10 protein-coding genes are annotated in these 14,763 nt (G+C 74.2%); 4 read left to right on the top strand and 6 right to left on the bottom strand.

Translation table 11 applies throughout. The annotated features are described in order from the left end of the window. Window positions 1–48: 48 nt before the first annotated feature. The 3 genes from SVTN_RS30360 to SVTN_RS30350 form a co-directional block, all read right to left on the bottom strand. On the bottom strand, window positions 49–1,776 hold the full coding sequence (locus tag SVTN_RS30360; protein WP_078908561.1) for an MFS transporter: 1,728 nt from the start codon (window positions 1,774–1,776) through the stop codon (window positions 49–51). A 159-nt stretch (window positions 1,777–1,935) separates the two neighbouring features. Continuing rightward, window positions 1,936–4,614 (bottom strand): winged helix-turn-helix domain-containing protein, encoded by a 2,679-nt coding sequence (locus tag SVTN_RS30355; protein WP_052499384.1) that lies wholly within the window; start codon window positions 4,612–4,614, stop codon window positions 1,936–1,938. A 160-nt stretch (window positions 4,615–4,774) separates the two neighbouring features. Continuing rightward, a complete protein-coding gene (locus SVTN_RS30350; protein WP_078908560.1) occupies window positions 4,775–5,092 on the bottom strand; it encodes a DUF5955 family protein in 318 nt (105 codons plus the stop codon). Between the two features lie 205 nt (window positions 5,093–5,297). On the opposite strand from SVTN_RS30350, the gene SVTN_RS30345 reads away from it, so the two are divergent. From SVTN_RS30345 to SVTN_RS30335, 3 genes are all read left to right on the top strand, one after another. Beyond that, complete coding sequence (locus SVTN_RS30345; RefSeq protein ID WP_041131954.1) at window positions 5,298–5,912, top strand: nucleotidyltransferase family protein; 615 nt, start codon at window positions 5,298–5,300, stop codon at window positions 5,910–5,912. 226 nt (window positions 5,913–6,138) lie between these two features. Beyond that, a complete protein-coding gene (gene aceB, locus SVTN_RS30340) occupies window positions 6,139–7,761 on the top strand; it encodes a malate synthase A (RefSeq protein WP_041131953.1) in 1,623 nt (540 codons plus the stop codon). A gap of 249 nt (window positions 7,762–8,010) precedes the next feature. Continuing rightward, the gene (locus SVTN_RS30335; RefSeq protein WP_041131952.1) at window positions 8,011–9,156 is read left to right on the top strand and encodes a GDSL-type esterase/lipase family protein; all 1,146 of its coding nucleotides are present in this window, start codon (window positions 8,011–8,013) and stop codon (window positions 9,154–9,156) included. Window positions 9,157–9,238: 82 nt separating this feature from the next. Here SVTN_RS30335 and SVTN_RS42500 read toward each other — a convergent pair whose 3' ends face one another. Both SVTN_RS42500 and SVTN_RS30320 read right to left on the bottom strand, forming a co-directional pair. Further along, the gene (locus SVTN_RS42500) at window positions 9,239–12,169 is read right to left on the bottom strand and encodes a beta family protein (protein ID WP_159026510.1); all 2,931 of its coding nucleotides are present in this window, start codon (window positions 12,167–12,169) and stop codon (window positions 9,239–9,241) included. 97 nt (window positions 12,170–12,266) lie between these two features. Next, entirely contained in the window at window positions 12,267–13,226 is a 960-nt protein-coding gene (locus tag SVTN_RS30320; protein ID WP_041131951.1) for a fibronectin type III domain-containing protein, read from the bottom strand. 132 nt (window positions 13,227–13,358) lie between these two features. On the opposite strand from SVTN_RS30320, the gene SVTN_RS30315 reads away from it, so the two are divergent. Further along, window positions 13,359–13,931 (top strand): hypothetical protein, encoded by a 573-nt coding sequence (locus SVTN_RS30315; protein WP_041131950.1) that lies wholly within the window; start codon window positions 13,359–13,361, stop codon window positions 13,929–13,931. Window positions 13,932–13,947: 16 nt separating this feature from the next. Here SVTN_RS30315 and SVTN_RS30310 read toward each other — a convergent pair whose 3' ends face one another. Next, window positions 13,948–14,718, bottom strand: coding sequence for an aspartate/glutamate racemase family protein (locus SVTN_RS30310; RefSeq protein ID WP_041131949.1), 771 nt, complete (start codon window positions 14,716–14,718; stop codon window positions 13,948–13,950). Window positions 14,719–14,763: the final 45 nt, after the last annotated feature.

Raw genomic sequence — 14,763 nt, 5'->3', positions numbered from 1 at the left:
CGATGGTCCGTCTGCGCGTCTCCGGCTGCCTCACCCTGCGCGGGTGACTCAGGGGCCCTCGGAACCGGGCTCCGACGGCGCGGGACCTTCGGTGTCGCGGCGGCGGCCCGCACCCGCGGGGCCGTCCGCCGCGGCCCCGCCCGTACCGGTGTCCCCACCCGTACCAGCGACCCCATTTGCGCCCGTGGCCCCTTCCGCACCGGTGGCCCCGCCCGCACCGGGGAGGCCGCGCGTCACCAGGAAGCTCGCCAGGGTGATGCCCCCGGTCGCGAGGATGGCCGCCTTGAGGCCGGCCAGCTGGGCCGAGGCGTACGAGTCGGTGACGGCGTCCACCTCCTGGGGCGGAAGTCCCGCGTCCTCCGCCGCCGCACGGACCTGGTCGGTGGGGACGAAGCTGATCCCGGCCTCCAGTGCGACGCTCGTCTGCAGGCGCGCCTCGTCCGAAAGCCTCGGGTCGTCCTCCACCCGGGTGGTGAAGGCCTGGGCCAGGGCCCCGATCAGCAGGGACCCGATGAGGGCCGTGCCCAGCGCGGACCCCAGGTTCTGGGCGGTGAACTGCAGACCGCCGACCTCGCTGCGCTCCCGCTCCCCGACGCTGGACTGGACGACGTTGCCGAGCTGCGAGGCGAGCAGCCCCATGCCCAGGCCGAGGAGCGCCATGGCCGCGAAGAACTGGCTGTCGTCGATGACCGGGTCGATGGTGCCGAGGAGCCAGGCGATGGCGGCGAGGAGCAGCACCAGGGCCATCCGTACGATCCGCTTCGGTCCCAGCCTGCGTCCGAGCTTCGCCGCGCCAAGGGAGGCCGCGAGCATGGTGACGGAGACCGGCAGCAGCCGCAGTCCCGTCTCGAAGGCGTCGAGCCCCTGCACCACCTGCAGATAGAGCGGGATGGTGAAGAACAGCCCCAGCAGGATGAGGTTCTGGCTCAGCAGGGTCATCAGCCCCGAGCGCAGCGGGGGCTTGTGGAACAGGGCCAGATGGACCAGGGGGTCGGCGCCGGCGGCCTCCCGCCGCTCCTCCCAGACCCGGAAGAGGAAGAGGACCACCACACCGGCCCCGACCACGAACAGCGTGGGGGCGAAGCCGAAGACGGTGAAGGGCGGGTTGCGCGGCTCCACCCATCCCCAGCTGCTGCTCTGCAGCACGCCGAGCACGCCGAGGCCCAGACCGGCCGCCGACAGCACGGCACCGACGACGTCCAGACCGGGGCGCCGGCTCGGCCGGGGCGTCTCCGGGACCGCCCGCCGCAGGAGCAGCACGGCCAGCACCACCACGACCTCGCCCGCGAAGACCAGGCGCCAGGTGAGGTACGTCGTCACCCAGCCGCCGAGCAGCGGGCCGACCGCGATGCCGGCACCGGCCAGGCCCCCGACGACGCCGTACGCGACAGAGCGGTCGCGGCCCCGGTAGGACTCGGCGACGAGGGCCGCCATGGACGGCAGCACCAGGGCGGCGCCGAGCCCCTCGATGACCGACCATCCCAGGGCCAGGACCCACAGACGGGGCGCCACGGCGGTCAGGGCCGATCCGACGCCGTAGACGGTCATGCCGATCAGGAAGACGCGGCGACGGCCCAGGATGTCCCCGATCCTGCCTCCGATGATCATGAAGGCGGCCATGACCAGGGCGTACAGGGTGATGACGGCCTGGATGGCGGTCACCTCGGTGTCGAAGTCCTCGACCAGCTGGCTGATGGAGACGTTCATGACGGCGGTGTCGAGCACCATCAGGAACTGGGCCGTCCCCAGCACGATCAGAGCGCGCCACTTCTTCACGGTCGCCACCTCGCCGGGCTCGGCCGCCGGTGTCGGCGGCAGCGGAAGGTCGAGTCCACCCTCGCCGCCATCACATCCGAAACGGTCACCGTCCGCCTCACCCGGCGCGGGTGAGGGAGGGCCGCGGGACGGGTGCGCCCCGCGGTGCCCGGCGTCCGGTCACAGCAGCCGCAGCTCGCGGGCACGGCGGACGGCGTCGTTGCGCCGGTGCACCGACAGCTTCCGGTAGGCGCTCTTGAGGTGGGTCTTCACCGTGTTCACGGACACGAACAGGTCGGCGGCGATGTCCTCGGTCGACATCGCCCGGGCGAGCCGCTCCAGGACCTCCCGCTCCCGTCCGCTGAGCTGCTCCACCGGCGCGCCCGGCCCGGTTCCGCGTCCGTCCCGCTCCGTCCCGCCGTACGACTCGGATTCGGGTACGAGCCATCCGGCGGCCGACGCCCGCAGCGGGGGCTCGGCCAGGAAGGGAGCGATCCAGGGTCCGGCGGCCCGGAAGGCGCGCCTGAGCTCCTCGCGGCGCCCCTCGGCGAGGGCCTGGGCGACCATCCTGCGGGCGGTGGCGGTGTCCCCCTCCAGCGCCGCCGCCTGTGCCCGTACCAACGCGGCCGGTACGAGCACCCCCGGGCCGGCGCTCCCGTGGGCCGCGAGGCCGTCGAGCAGGCGGAGGGCCGTGCCGGGGTCGCCGGCGGCGAGGTGGGCCCGCGCCGCGCCGACGGTGCACTCCGGCAGCTCGCCGACGACCTGGCGGAGGACTTCGACGGCCGCGTCCGGGCGGCCCTCGGCCAGATGGGCTTCCGAAGCGGCCAGGGCGGCACGGCCCTGCGCCCAGGGCGATGCCTCGGCGGCGGGGACGGGCCGGGCCGCGACGGCCAGCGCCTCCCGCGTACGGCCCCGGGCCAGGAGCACGCCGGCCGTCACGGCCCGCCTGACGGCGGCCGTCACCGGGTCCGGCGGCGGCTGGTCGGACGTCCGGGCGAGGAGGGCCTCGGCACGGTCCGCCTCGTCCCGGTCGAGGGCGACCGCGGCGAGCACCAGCTGTCCGAGCCCGGAACCCGACGGCTGGGCGAGGCCGTACCGCTCGGCCTCGGCCGTCATCGCGAAGACCTTGCGTTCCGCCGCGCTCGGCCGGCCGTCGAGGTGCTCGACGAGCGCCAGGTGTTCCAGCGCCTCCATCCGCGGGAGGACCGTGGACGCCGTACGGGGACCGCGGGTCACCGCGGTGAGGGCGGCCCGGGCCTCGTCGCGGTGTCCGGCCCACAGCCGCGCGGAGCCCACGTGGGTCAGCAGGAGGGCGGTGAGTTCCGGGTGCCCGTCCAGCAGCCGGGAGGGCAGCTGCGGCATCAGCCGTCGGGCCGCCCGGGTGGCGCGCTCGGCCTGGTGCGCCGAGCCGGCCAGCCGTCCGGCGAGCGCCTCGAGCAGGGCGCAGCTCAGCAGGGCCGCCGGGGAGCCGCGGTCGTCGGCCGCCAGTTGTTCCGCCGCGCGGCGCAGGTGCGCCAGGCCGCCGTCGAGAGCCGGGCGGGACAGCTCGCACGCGGCGCGGACGAGGTTCAGGGACGGGTCGGGCGCCTCTCCCTCCATCCCGGCGAACCAGTCCGCCGGCTCCACGGAGCCGAGGCCGGTGAAGAGCTGTCCGATCGCCAGGTCCTCGACCAGGGCCCGGGCCATGTACGTCCAGTCCTGGGCGGCGGCGCCGTGCGCCAGCATCTCGGGGAGCGTGCCGAAGCGCCGCAGCCAGTGCGCGGCGCGCCGGTGCAGCTCCTGCTCGAGGCCGGGGGCGCGTTGGCGCAGATGGGCCCGGAGGATCTCCCGGAACAACGGGTGGAGCCGGTACCAGCCCTGCCCGAAGTCCTCGACGAAGGCGTTGGCGCGGTGCAGCGCGGCCAGGATCGTCGCGGCGTCGCGCCGCCGGGTCAGCTCGTCCGCCAGCTCGGGGCAGAAGCGGTCCAGCACGCTGATCCGCAGCAGCAGGTCCTGCGTCTCCGGTGTCTGCCGTTCCAGCACCTCGGCCAGCAGGAAGTCGGCGATCGTGCTGCGCCCCGCCTCGAACTCCTTCAGATAGCGCTCGGGATCCGGGGTCGACCGCGCGGCCAGGGCGCTCAGCCGGAGGCCGGCCGCCCATCCCCGGGTGCGCTCCACCAGCGCCCGTGCCACCGGGACGGACAGTGACAGCCCGTGCAGTTCGAGGAGGTCGACCGCCTCCTCGGTGGTGAAGGCCAGCTCGGCGTCCCGGATCTCGGTCATCTCACCGGCGAGGCGGTAGCGGTGGAGCGGGAGGAGGGGTTCGGTACGGCTGACGAGGACGAGGCGCAGTCCCGGCCTCGCGTGCCGCAGGACGAACTCCAGCTGCCGCCCGACCTCGGGGTCGGTCATCCGCTCGAACTCGTCGATGACCACGGTGACGGGCCGGTCGCGCCCGGCGAGTGCCCAGGCGAGTCGGCTCAGGAGCGTGTGGGGGACCCGCGTCGCGTCGGCGGGGAAGCCGACGGCGGTGGGCGCCGGTACACCGGCGGCGTTCAGGGACTGGAGCAGATGGGCCCAGAACATCCCCGGACCCTCGACCGCCGCATCGAGGGCGAGCCAGGCGACCGGCCGCCCCAGGTTCGCGGCCCAGTCGGCGACCAGGAGGGTCTTGCCGGCCCCCGCACTGCCGTTGACCACGGTCAGCGGGGTCAGCAGGGCCTGTTCGAGGTGCTCGACCAGCCGGTCACGGCGCAGGAACGTGCCGGGGCGGCTCGGCAGGGCGAATCGTGTCCGCAGATACGGGTCTCCCAGCGGGTCGGGACCGCCGGGAACCGGGGCGCCCCGCGGCAACTCGTCACCCGTGGCCTCCACGTCCACCACCACCTTCCGGTCGGGCCCGCCGGAACGGGCCTGCCTTCAGGATGGAAGCTTTCTCTCCGGTTCGGCCATCGCACAGGGCCCTGCAAACCCCTCCCGGGTACCCGAAGGTCCCGCTCCGGAGGGGCCTCCGGGGGCCGGTCAGAGGCCGGCCGCCGGTCTACTGCCCGGGCTGCGGGGGACCGAAGAGCTCGACCGCGCGCCGGACCCCGGCGAGCGCCTCGGCGAGGGCGCTGACGGAGCCGACGCAGCCCGCGACGAGCAGCAGCGAGCGGCGCAGCCGCCGCACCTCGGGGTCGCCGCTGAGCGCCATGGCGTCGAGGGCGGCGAGCTCGTCCTCGGCGATGCCGCGGTCGGCGAAATCGACCCGGAGCGCGGCCAGTTCGCGCCGGAGCCGGGAGACGGCGGACCGCAGTTCGGCCACCCTGGGGTCCATGCCCTCGCCGGTCACTCGCCTCTGCCCCACGCTTCGCAACATGGTTCTCCCCCCGCACAACACTGTGCGCAGAACTCCGTACGACGAACACTCCGGACACTCCGAACACTCCGAGCCGACCCCCCCCGGTCGGCGGTCGGGCGCCGTGAGTGGGGGTCAGTTAACTCCTTCGCCACCCCCCGCGCCACCCTTGGTGGGCGGAATTCAGGCGACCGTGTGATTCCGTCTCATGAGGTATGCAGTCCCCATGACAACGACACGTGATCGAACCCCCGTCGTCGCCGGACTGCTGCTCGCCGCCGGGGGTGGGAGGCGGCTCGGGGGGCGGCCCAAGGCCTTGCTCCCGCATCGGGGGCGGCCGCTGGTCGAGCATGCCGTGGGGGTGTTGCGCGCGGCCGGGTGCGAGGTGGTGCACGTGGTGCTCGGGGCGTCGGCCGAGGTCGTACGGGAGCGGGCGGAGCTGCCCGGGTGCGTACTCGTGGACAACCCGGAGTGGGCGGAGGGAATGGGGGCCTCGCTGCGGGTCGGGCTCGGTTCGCTGGCCGCCGATCCGCGGGGCGTGGACGCGGCGCTCGTGTTCCTGGTCGATCAGCCGGGGATCGGGGCGGAGGCCGTGGCCCGGGTCCGGGCGGCGTACGGCTCACGGGATTCGCTGGTGGCGGCCTCGTACGAGGGGAAGCGGGGCCATCCGGTGCTGTTCGGCGCGGACCGCTGGGCGGGGATCGCCGAGGGGGCGGTGGGTGACCGGGGCGCGCGGGACTATCTGGCGGCGCACCGGGATGCGATCACGCTGGTGGACTGTTCGGATGTGGCCGAGCCCTACGACATCGACACGGAGGCGGATCTGTCGCACCTGGAGTGAACGGGATGGCACTGAGCGCCATGTTCTGTCGATCCAGAGAATCTCGACATCAACAAACCATTGAACTTCCACCATGAGGAAACTAGTATCCACTCTTCAGAAGCCCTTGTTCGTGCAGAGGGCTCTCGCGGCCGTATCTCGGCGCCTGCGGCACTCAGTGCCGTCCCGTGACGCCCGGCGGCCGCCTGGCACCGCCCGTGAAGTCCGCTGAAGGAAGTGACAGTTCATGTCCGCACCAGCGCCGTCCCCCCTGGCCGTCGTCGATGCCGAGCCCCTCCCGCGTCAGGAGGAGGTGCTCACCGAGGCCGCCCTGGCCTTCGTCGCCGAACTGCACCGGCGGTTCACCCCGCGCCGGGACGAGCTCCTCGCCCGCCGAGCGGAGCGTCGCGCCGAGATCGCCCGTACGTCCACCCTGGACTTCCTTCCGGAGACCGCCGCGATCCGCGCCGACGACTCCTGGAAGGTCGCGCCGGCCCCGGCGGCCCTGAACGACCGCCGCGTCGAGATCACCGGCCCGACCGACCGCAAGATGACGATCAACGCGCTCAACTCCGGCGCGAAGGTCTGGCTCGCCGACTTCGAGGACGCCTCCGCGCCCACCTGGGAGAACGTGGTCCTGGGTCAGGTCAACCTGATCGACGCGTACACCCGGAAGATCGACTTCACGGACCCGAAGTCGGGCAAGTCGTATGCCCTGAAGCCGGCCGACCAGCTCGCCACGGTCGTCATGCGGCCGCGCGGCTGGCACCTGGAGGAGCGTCACCTCACCTTCGACGGACGCCCGGTGCCCGGCGCGCTCGTCGACTTCGGCCTCTACTTCTTCCACAACGCCCAGCGTCTGATCGACCTCGGCAAGGGCCCGTACTTCTACCTCCCGAAGACGGAGTCGCACCTGGAGGCCCGCCTCTGGAACGACATCTTCGTCTTCGCCCAGGACTACGTCGGCATCCCGCAGGGCACCGTCCGCGCCACGGTCCTCATCGAGACCATCACGGCCGCGTACGAGATGGAGGAGATCCTCTACGAGCTCCGCGACCACGCCGCGGGACTGAACGCGGGCCGCTGGGACTACCTCTTCTCCATCGTCAAGAACTTCCGTGACGGCGGAGCCAAGTTCGTCCTTCCGGACCGCAACGCGGTCACGATGACGGCCCCGTTCATGCGCGCGTACACCGAACTCCTCGTCCGCACCTGCCACAAGCGCGGCGCGCACGCGATCGGCGGCATGGCGGCCTTCATCCCGTCCCGCAAGGACGCCGAGGTCAACAAGGTCGCGTTCGAGAAGGTCAAGGCCGACAAGGACCGCGAGGCCGGCGACGGCTTCGACGGCTCCTGGGTCGCCCACCCCGACCTGGTCCCGATCGCGATGGCCTCCTTCGACGCCGTCCTCGGCGAGAAGCCGAACCAGAAGGACCGCCTCCGCGAGGACGTCTCCGTCGCGCCCGGCGACCTCATCGCCATCGACTCGCTCGACGCGAAGCCGACGTACGACGGCCTGCGCAACGCCGTCCAGGTCGGCATCCGCTACATCGAGGCGTGGCTGCGCGGCCTCGGCGCCGTCGCCATCTTCAACCTGATGGAGGACGCGGCCACGGCCGAGATCTCCCGCTCCCAGATCTGGCAGTGGATCAACGCGGGCGTCGTGTTCGAGAACGGCGAGACCGCCACCCCGGAGCTGGCCCGCAAGGTCGCCGCCGAGGAGCTGGCCGCGATCCGCGCCGAGATCGGCGACGAGGCCTTCGCGGCCGGCAAGTGGCAGCAGGCCCACGACCTGCTCCTGCACGTCTCCCTCGACGCGGACTACGCGGACTTCCTGACGCTTCCCGCGTACGAGCAGCTGGTCGGCTGACCCCACCCGTACGGCTGATTCGGCTGCCCGCACAGCCGCCGACAGCAACCTGAGCAGGGCCTCTTCCCGGTGTCGCACAGCACCGGGAAGAGGCCCTGTCTCCGTTCCTGTGACCGCACAGACGACGTGACGCAACCGAGATATGCAGCTACCTAGCGGTAACAAGCCACGCCGTGCGAGATTCCGCCATGCCACCGGCCGGCGGCTGTCCCCTCGTCACTGCGTACCACATACCGCAGGAGCACAGCCATGCCTTCGACCCCCCACCGTGCGCTGCGCGCACTCCTGGCACTGTGTACCGCCGCCGGGCTCGCCTCCCTCACCGCCCCCGTCGCCCACGCCTCCCCCGGCTCCGGCCCCACCGCCGTCGTCGCCATGGGCGACAGCTACATCTCCGGCGAGGCCGGCCGCTGGCTCGGCAACAGCCTCACCAACTCCGGCAGCCGCAACGGCACCGACCGCGCCTGGACCGGCAGCACGTACGACCCGTCCCGGGTGTACGGCAGCACCGCCGGCGGCTGCCACCGCTCGGACACCGCCGAGGTGAAGAGCGCGGGCGCGATCGCGAGCTCGCTCATCAACCTCGCCTGCTCCGGGGCGACCACGGAGAACGTCTTCCGCGCCTCCCAGGGCGGCCAGGCCTTCAAGGGCGAGGCGCCCCAGGCCGACCAGCTGGCGGCCGTCGCCGCCGCGAACGACGTCAAGCTGATCGCGCTGTCCATCGGCGGCAACGACCTCGGCTTCGCCGACATCATCTCCACCTGCGCGACCGACTACATCGTCTGGTACTCGTACTGCCACGACGACCAGCAGGCCGAGGTCGACGCGAAGATCGACGGCGTGATGGCCGCCGTCGGCCGGTCCGTCGACGAGATCCGGGCGGTCATGACCACCGCCGGATACGCCGCCTCCGACTACCGGATCGTCCTCCAGTCGTACCCCTCCCCCATCCCGCGCGCCGCCGAGAACCGGTACGCGGAGAGCGGCTGGGCCCGTACGAACACCGGTGGCTGCCCCTTCTGGAACCTCGACTCCGACTGGGCCCGCGACTCCCTGGTCCCCCAGATCGCCGACCGCCTCAAGGGCGTCGCCACGGCGAAGGGCGTGCAGTTCCTGGACCTGCGGGACGCGCTCCAGGGCCGCGAGGTCTGCGCCAAGGCCAGCAAGCAGGTGACGGCGACCGTGCCCCCGTCGGCGGCTTCGAGCGAGTGGGCGCGCTGGATCGACAGCCAGAGCACGCAGGGCCTCGTCCAGGAGTCGATGCACCCCAACGCCTACGGCCAGCAGGGCCTGGGCCGCTGCCTGGCGCTGGTCTACGCCTCCCCGACCGGGAACAAGAGCTGCAAGAACACGGCCGGGTCGGGTGCGTCGGGGATGTACCTCACGACGGGGTGACGCCCGCCGGTCTCACGGGAGCGCGATGCCGAGCGGGGCGGTGACCGTCACGGAAGAGCGATGCCGAGCGGGGCGGTGACCGTCACGGGAGAGCGATGCCGAGCGGGCGCAGGACCCGCTCGGTCTCGTGCCGGTCCGCCGCCGCCATCGCGCGGACCAGGGCGGCGGAACCGCCCGGCCAGGCGGCCGCCGCCGTGTCGAAGGCGGCGCGGCGGGACTCCAGGGGCCCCTTCTTGGCGGGCAGCGCGTCGAGGACGTGCAGCGCCCGGGCCGAGGTCCGCACCTGGATCGGGTCCGCCGGCTCGCCCCTCTTCCGCAGGGCCTCCAGGGCGTACGCGCCGATGACCGGGTCGCGGAGGGCGCCGCGCAGGGCCTCGGGCGGTGCGCCGGCCGTGTCCAGGACGGCGAAGAGACCGCGGGTGGCTGCCGCCTCGGCGGTGCCGGCGTGGACGGTGCCGAGGGCGGCGAGCAGCTGGGACCAGGCGTCGGCGGTGTCCGCGCGCGCGTGGAGCCAGTCGGCGAGTACGCGCGCGGCGACGGACGTCGACCAGCCCCCGGCGGCGGCGATCACGTCCGGCGCGGTCCAGGCGACGGCCTCGGCGGCGTCGGGCGCGGCGACCCCGCGCACCCCCAGCAGGTAGCGCACGACGCCCGCACCGCGCGGGGTGAGCCCGAAGGCGTCGCCGGCGCGGAAGACCAGGCCGGTGGCGGCGAGGCGGTCGAGGACCACGGCGAGGTCGCGGGCCGGTCCTTCGAGCCGGGCCCGGTCGGCCTCGTTCAGCTCCGCCGTGCCGAGGAGGCGTACGAGCTCCGGTACGGGCGGAGTGGTGTACGTGTCGGGTGCCGCGTCCGGCACCGGTACGGGCAGGTCCTCCAGGGCCGGGTCGACGGACCAGTCCTCGTACTCGGCGGCCTTGCGGGCGACGGAATCGGCGGAGCAGCCGCGCTGGTAGACCGCGTACAGCAGGTGCGGGGCCTCGCCCCCGTAGGGCTCGAACTCCTCCTCCGCGAGCTCCTCGACGGCCGCGATGAGGGCGTCGGCGTCCTCCTCGACGGGCCCGGCCTCGATCGCGGGCGGCGGGGGCACGGGGGCGGCGGGGTCCCCGTAGTAGTCGAGGTGCTCGTCGAGGAGGGCGTCGGCGAGGACGAGGTGCGGGAAGGCCTCGGGTCCCGGCGCGAACCGCGCGTACGGGCCGGCGAGCTGTTCGGCGAGCCCGGCGGCGGTCCACCGGTCCAGGAGCGCGCCGGCGAGCCGCCCGATGCCGGTCGCGACGGCGTGGTCGGTGAGCAGCGGCCCGGCGGGCGGGGGCGTCTCGGCGTCCCGTACGTACGCGCGCGTGAGCGCCTCGGCGAGCAGGACGTCGGCGAGGGCGGTCCGCCCCATGAGGTGGGCGCGGCGCACGCCGTCGGGGAGCGGCGCTCCGTCGAGGGCGGCGAGGCGGCGCCTTACGTCCTCGGGGTCGGCGAGGTCGGCGCCGACGGTCCGCAGGAGCGAGGCGTACCAGCGGTGCCAGGTGAGGTTGCCGGGGTCGTTCATGGCGCGTTCGAAGTCGGGCGCGGACTCGGCGACGACCACGGCGATCCGCTCGCGCCGCCCTCCGTCGAACCGTGCCGCGAGCGCCCCGAGGACGGCCGGGTAGGCGGCGAGCTCGTCGGGCGGCGCGTAGACGAAGGTCGGCAGGTCCTCGACCAGGAGCTGCCGCACGAGCCCCGGGGTCGGTTCGGGCACCCCTGTCGCCCGGTCGGCGCCGCGCAGGGCCAGCAGCCCCAGGACCGCTTCGGCGGCCCGCGCGAACGCGGGGTCACGATGCTCGGGCGCTCCGTCGAGGAAGCTGTCGAGCCCGGTGTTGGTGAGAACGGTCCCGGCCACGCTTCCCAGGGTAATTCCGGGGAGCCGGTTCCGGCGGGCAAGGACGGTGGGGCAGGAGTGTCGTCGTAGGCCGCGGACGACCTGGGCCATGTGCTGGACGTGGCCGGCCCGCAGCCAGACGGCGGGGGTGCCCGCTCCGGCGGATCCCGATCCGCCCGCGCATGAGGAGAGCCACCGCTCCCCCTCGCTGAACTCCGCTCCCCGGAAGTCCTCCGCTTCGACGATCTCCCGGACGAGCGCGCGGATCGCGTCCGCGTGGTCGGGCCCCTGGGTGGGCACCCGGCCCAGGAGGAAGGTGCGGTCGGTGGTGTAGCGCACGACGCCCCAGGGGGAGCCGCCACCCGCGGTGCCGGGCCGGTCGGCACCTCCGGTGTGGTCGGCTCCGTAGTCGCCGTAGGTGACGCGGGCGCGCGGCCGTTCGGGTCCGTCGACGAGCATGTGCCAGAGGTCCCAGTCGAATCGCTGGGCCTCCGCGAGCGGGGCCCCGTAGCCCTCGGGGAACGTACGGGGGAAGGAACCGGCGAGCACGGCGATCGTCCGCCAGTGGTGGAGGGGGCCGAGCAGCCCGAGGGCGCGCAGCGCCCACTTCTCTGCCGGCCGGTGCTCGTTGTCGACCCCTCCCAGGTCGAGCAGGAGGTCCACCGGGCAGTGTGCGAACCCGATCCGTTCGAGGAGTCCACCGACCTCGTCCCTCATCCGCTCGTCGGGGAGCGCGTGCAGCAACACCCGGACGCCCAGACCGTTTCCGCTCGCGCGAGCGGCCTCGGCGGACGCCGTCTGCTGCCGGACGTCCCGCTCGACGCCGGTGACCGGTCGGAGCGGGGTCCCCGCCAGGCCGTGCCGGAACTCCGTGACGAGGTGCCACGGCTCGTCCTCCGCGTGGAAGGTGTCCACCCAGGCGGGGAGACCGCTCTGCACGGCCACCAGTCGGCGCAGCGCGGTCCGCAGGTGGCAGGCGAGTGCGGACGGGTCCGGATCGAGCGGGTGGAACGGGCGCGTGCCCAGGGTGCGGGAGCCGCCGACGCGGGGCGGGACCGTCCAGAGAGGCGCCACGCGCGTGCGTACGTCCGGTGTCAGCAGCTCGTACGCGGTGAGCGCACTCCACCGGGCGGGCAGCGCGGGTACGTAGATCGGCTCGGACATCGGCGCCCCCCAAGCGGCCTGTCGCATCCCCTGATCGCAGGGTGAGGGGCCATCAGGTCCGGCGAAAGGGTGCGATTCCGGCCAGGTGCCGCGGAGTTCAGCGCACCACCACCGTCCGCGGGGCCGAGAAGTCGCCCCAGGTGCCGTCCGGGAGCCGGGCGCGGAGGGTGACGGTGTAGCGGGTGCCTGGGGGGTCTTGGACCGGGAAGGTGTAGGTGGCGCGGCCGGGGGGTGGGGCGGTGCCCCAGACGATGGTGGTGGCGAAGCGGCCGTTGAGGTGGAGTTCGTGCTGGGTGACGGGGGCGCCCGTCCTCGGCGGGGTCCAGGTGAGGGTGATCTCGCCCTTGGTGGCCGTGGCGGTGAGATCTTGGGGGGCGGTGTTCGGCGGGGCTCCCGGGGACGGGGCGGTGGTGAGGTCGGCCGGGGTGCTGTCCGGGGAGGAGTTCTCGGCGGCGTCGCGGGCGCGGACGGTGAAGGCGTAGGCGGTGCCGGGGCGCAGGCCGGTGAGGTGGGCGGTGGTGGCGGTGCCGGGGACGGTGTGGATGCGGGTGTCGGCCTGGTAGACGTCGTACGCGGTGACGCGGGTGTCGTCGCGGGCCGGGGACCAGCGGAGGGTGGCGGCGCGGCTGCCGTCGGCGGTGACGCGGAGGGCGGTCGGGGTGGTGGGGGGCGTGTGGTCCTCGGCGGTGGCGGGGAGGGTGGTCGCGGTGACGGTGGCGCTGGGGGGTGAGACGTTGCCGGCGGCGTCGCGGGCGCGGACGGTGAAGCGGTGGCGGGTCTCGGGGGTGAGGCCGACGACGTCGGTCATCAGGGTGGTGGCGGGGAGGTCCTTGACCTTGCGGCCCTCTCGGTAGACGGCGTATCCGGTGACGGCGCGGTCGTCGGTGGCCGCGCTCCACATGACGTGGACGGTGCCGGCGCTGCCGGCGGTGGCGGTGACCCCGGTGGGGGCGGTGGGTGCCCGGGTGTCCTTCGGCGCGGGTGCGGCGGCGCCGGAGCAGGCGGCGAGGGCGAGCGTGAGCGCGGTCAACAGGCTTGCGGCGAGGGGGCGTTGCACGGGCCGGCCTCCGTCCGTCGAAAAGGTCCAGACCTATATCGCACAGTCGGCGGCGACCCGACAAGGGGGTCGCTGTCAGTGGGGTGCGCTTCACTGGGATCGTCACGCTCCGTAGTCGAATCAGGGGGGATCATGACGGACCGTACGACCTATGTGACGCTCGCCGGGGTGCGCCGGCGCGGCTGGACCGACGCGATGGTGCGGGACCTGCTCGGCACGCCCGACGTGCAGGGGCGCGATCCGCGCCGCTGGTCCCTCGCGCCCGTGCGGCTCTACCTCCTGGCCCGGGTGGAGGCGGTGGAGCGGACGCCCGGGTTCACCGAGACGGCCGCGCTCTGCCGGGCCTCGGCCTCCGGGATCCACGCCGAGCGGCGGCGGGCCGCCGTCCTGACGGCGATCCGCGCGGAGCCCATCGAGGTGCCTCTGCTGCCCCGACCCGAACTGGAGCGGCGGGCGGTGCGGCACCGGCACCTGCTGGGGGCCCGGAGCCCCGGGCCGGACCCTGCCGGGGCGTTGGTGCGGTGGCAGGTGAGCTATCTGCGGCACGCCCTGTCGCGGTACGAGGCGCTGCTCGACGGGCTGTACGGGGAGACCGGCCGGGGCGAGGCCGAACGGCTGCTGCGGCGGCGGTTGTACGAGGCGATCGCCGCCGCCTACCCCTCGCTGGCCCGGGAGTGCCGCCGCCGGATCGCGGTGGAGCAGTGAGCGCCGCCGACGGCCGTCAGGCCGTCAGCAGGCGGGCGATCGCGCGGCAGGCCGCCGGGATCGGGGCGACGACCCGGACCGCGCAGCGGGCCTGGAGTTCCTCGGCCGCCTCGCCGAGCGGGCCGCCGCCGATGACGACGGCGCGGGCCCCGTCCCGTTCGGCACTGGCGCGGACGGCACGCTCAAGCCGGTCGAGGAGGAGCACCGGGTCGGCGGAGAGCCGTTCGGGGGTGCCGGCGGTGAGGCGGATCCCGGTGTACAGGTCGGCGAGTCCGAGGGCGGTCACGCGCGCGTGGATGGCATCGGCGAGGAGCGGGGTGGTGGTGGCGACGCCGAAGGGGGTCCCGGCGGCGGCCGCTTCCAGCAGCGCCGCCTCACCGATGCCGACCACGGGGATCCCGGCGACCGGGGCTCCGGCAGCCGGAACTCCGGTCGCTCCGACCACCGGGAATCCGGCAGCCCGGACTCCGGCTGCCCCGGCCGTGCTCGTCGCCCTGGTCGTGCTCGTCGTGCTGGTCGTGCTGGTCGCCGCGCGCAGCTCGGCCAGGCCCGGGTCGCCGAAGGCGGCGACGAGGAGGGCGGCGCAGTCGCCCCCGGTCGTGGCGCGGAGGCCGGCGGCGAGGACCTCGGGGGCGGCGGCACGCAGGGCGTCCGGGTCGGTGAGCATGCGCGGGCCCCGGGCGACGGTCACGCCCCGGACGGGGAGGGCGGGCCCCAGGGTGCGGCGGGCGATGGCGGTCATCATCGCGGTCGTGGCGGTGGAGGTGTTGGGGTTGACCAGCACCACGGCCCCGGGCCTCGCGGCGTGCGCGGGGACCGGGGCGGGCGGTGG

The sequence above is a fragment of the Streptomyces vietnamensis genome (assembly GCF_000830005.1).
Classification (GTDB): domain Bacteria; phylum Actinomycetota; class Actinomycetes; order Streptomycetales; family Streptomycetaceae; genus Streptomyces; species Streptomyces vietnamensis.
The sequence above is the reverse complement of the archived record's forward strand: the minus strand, read 5'-3'. Positions and strand labels throughout refer to the sequence as shown.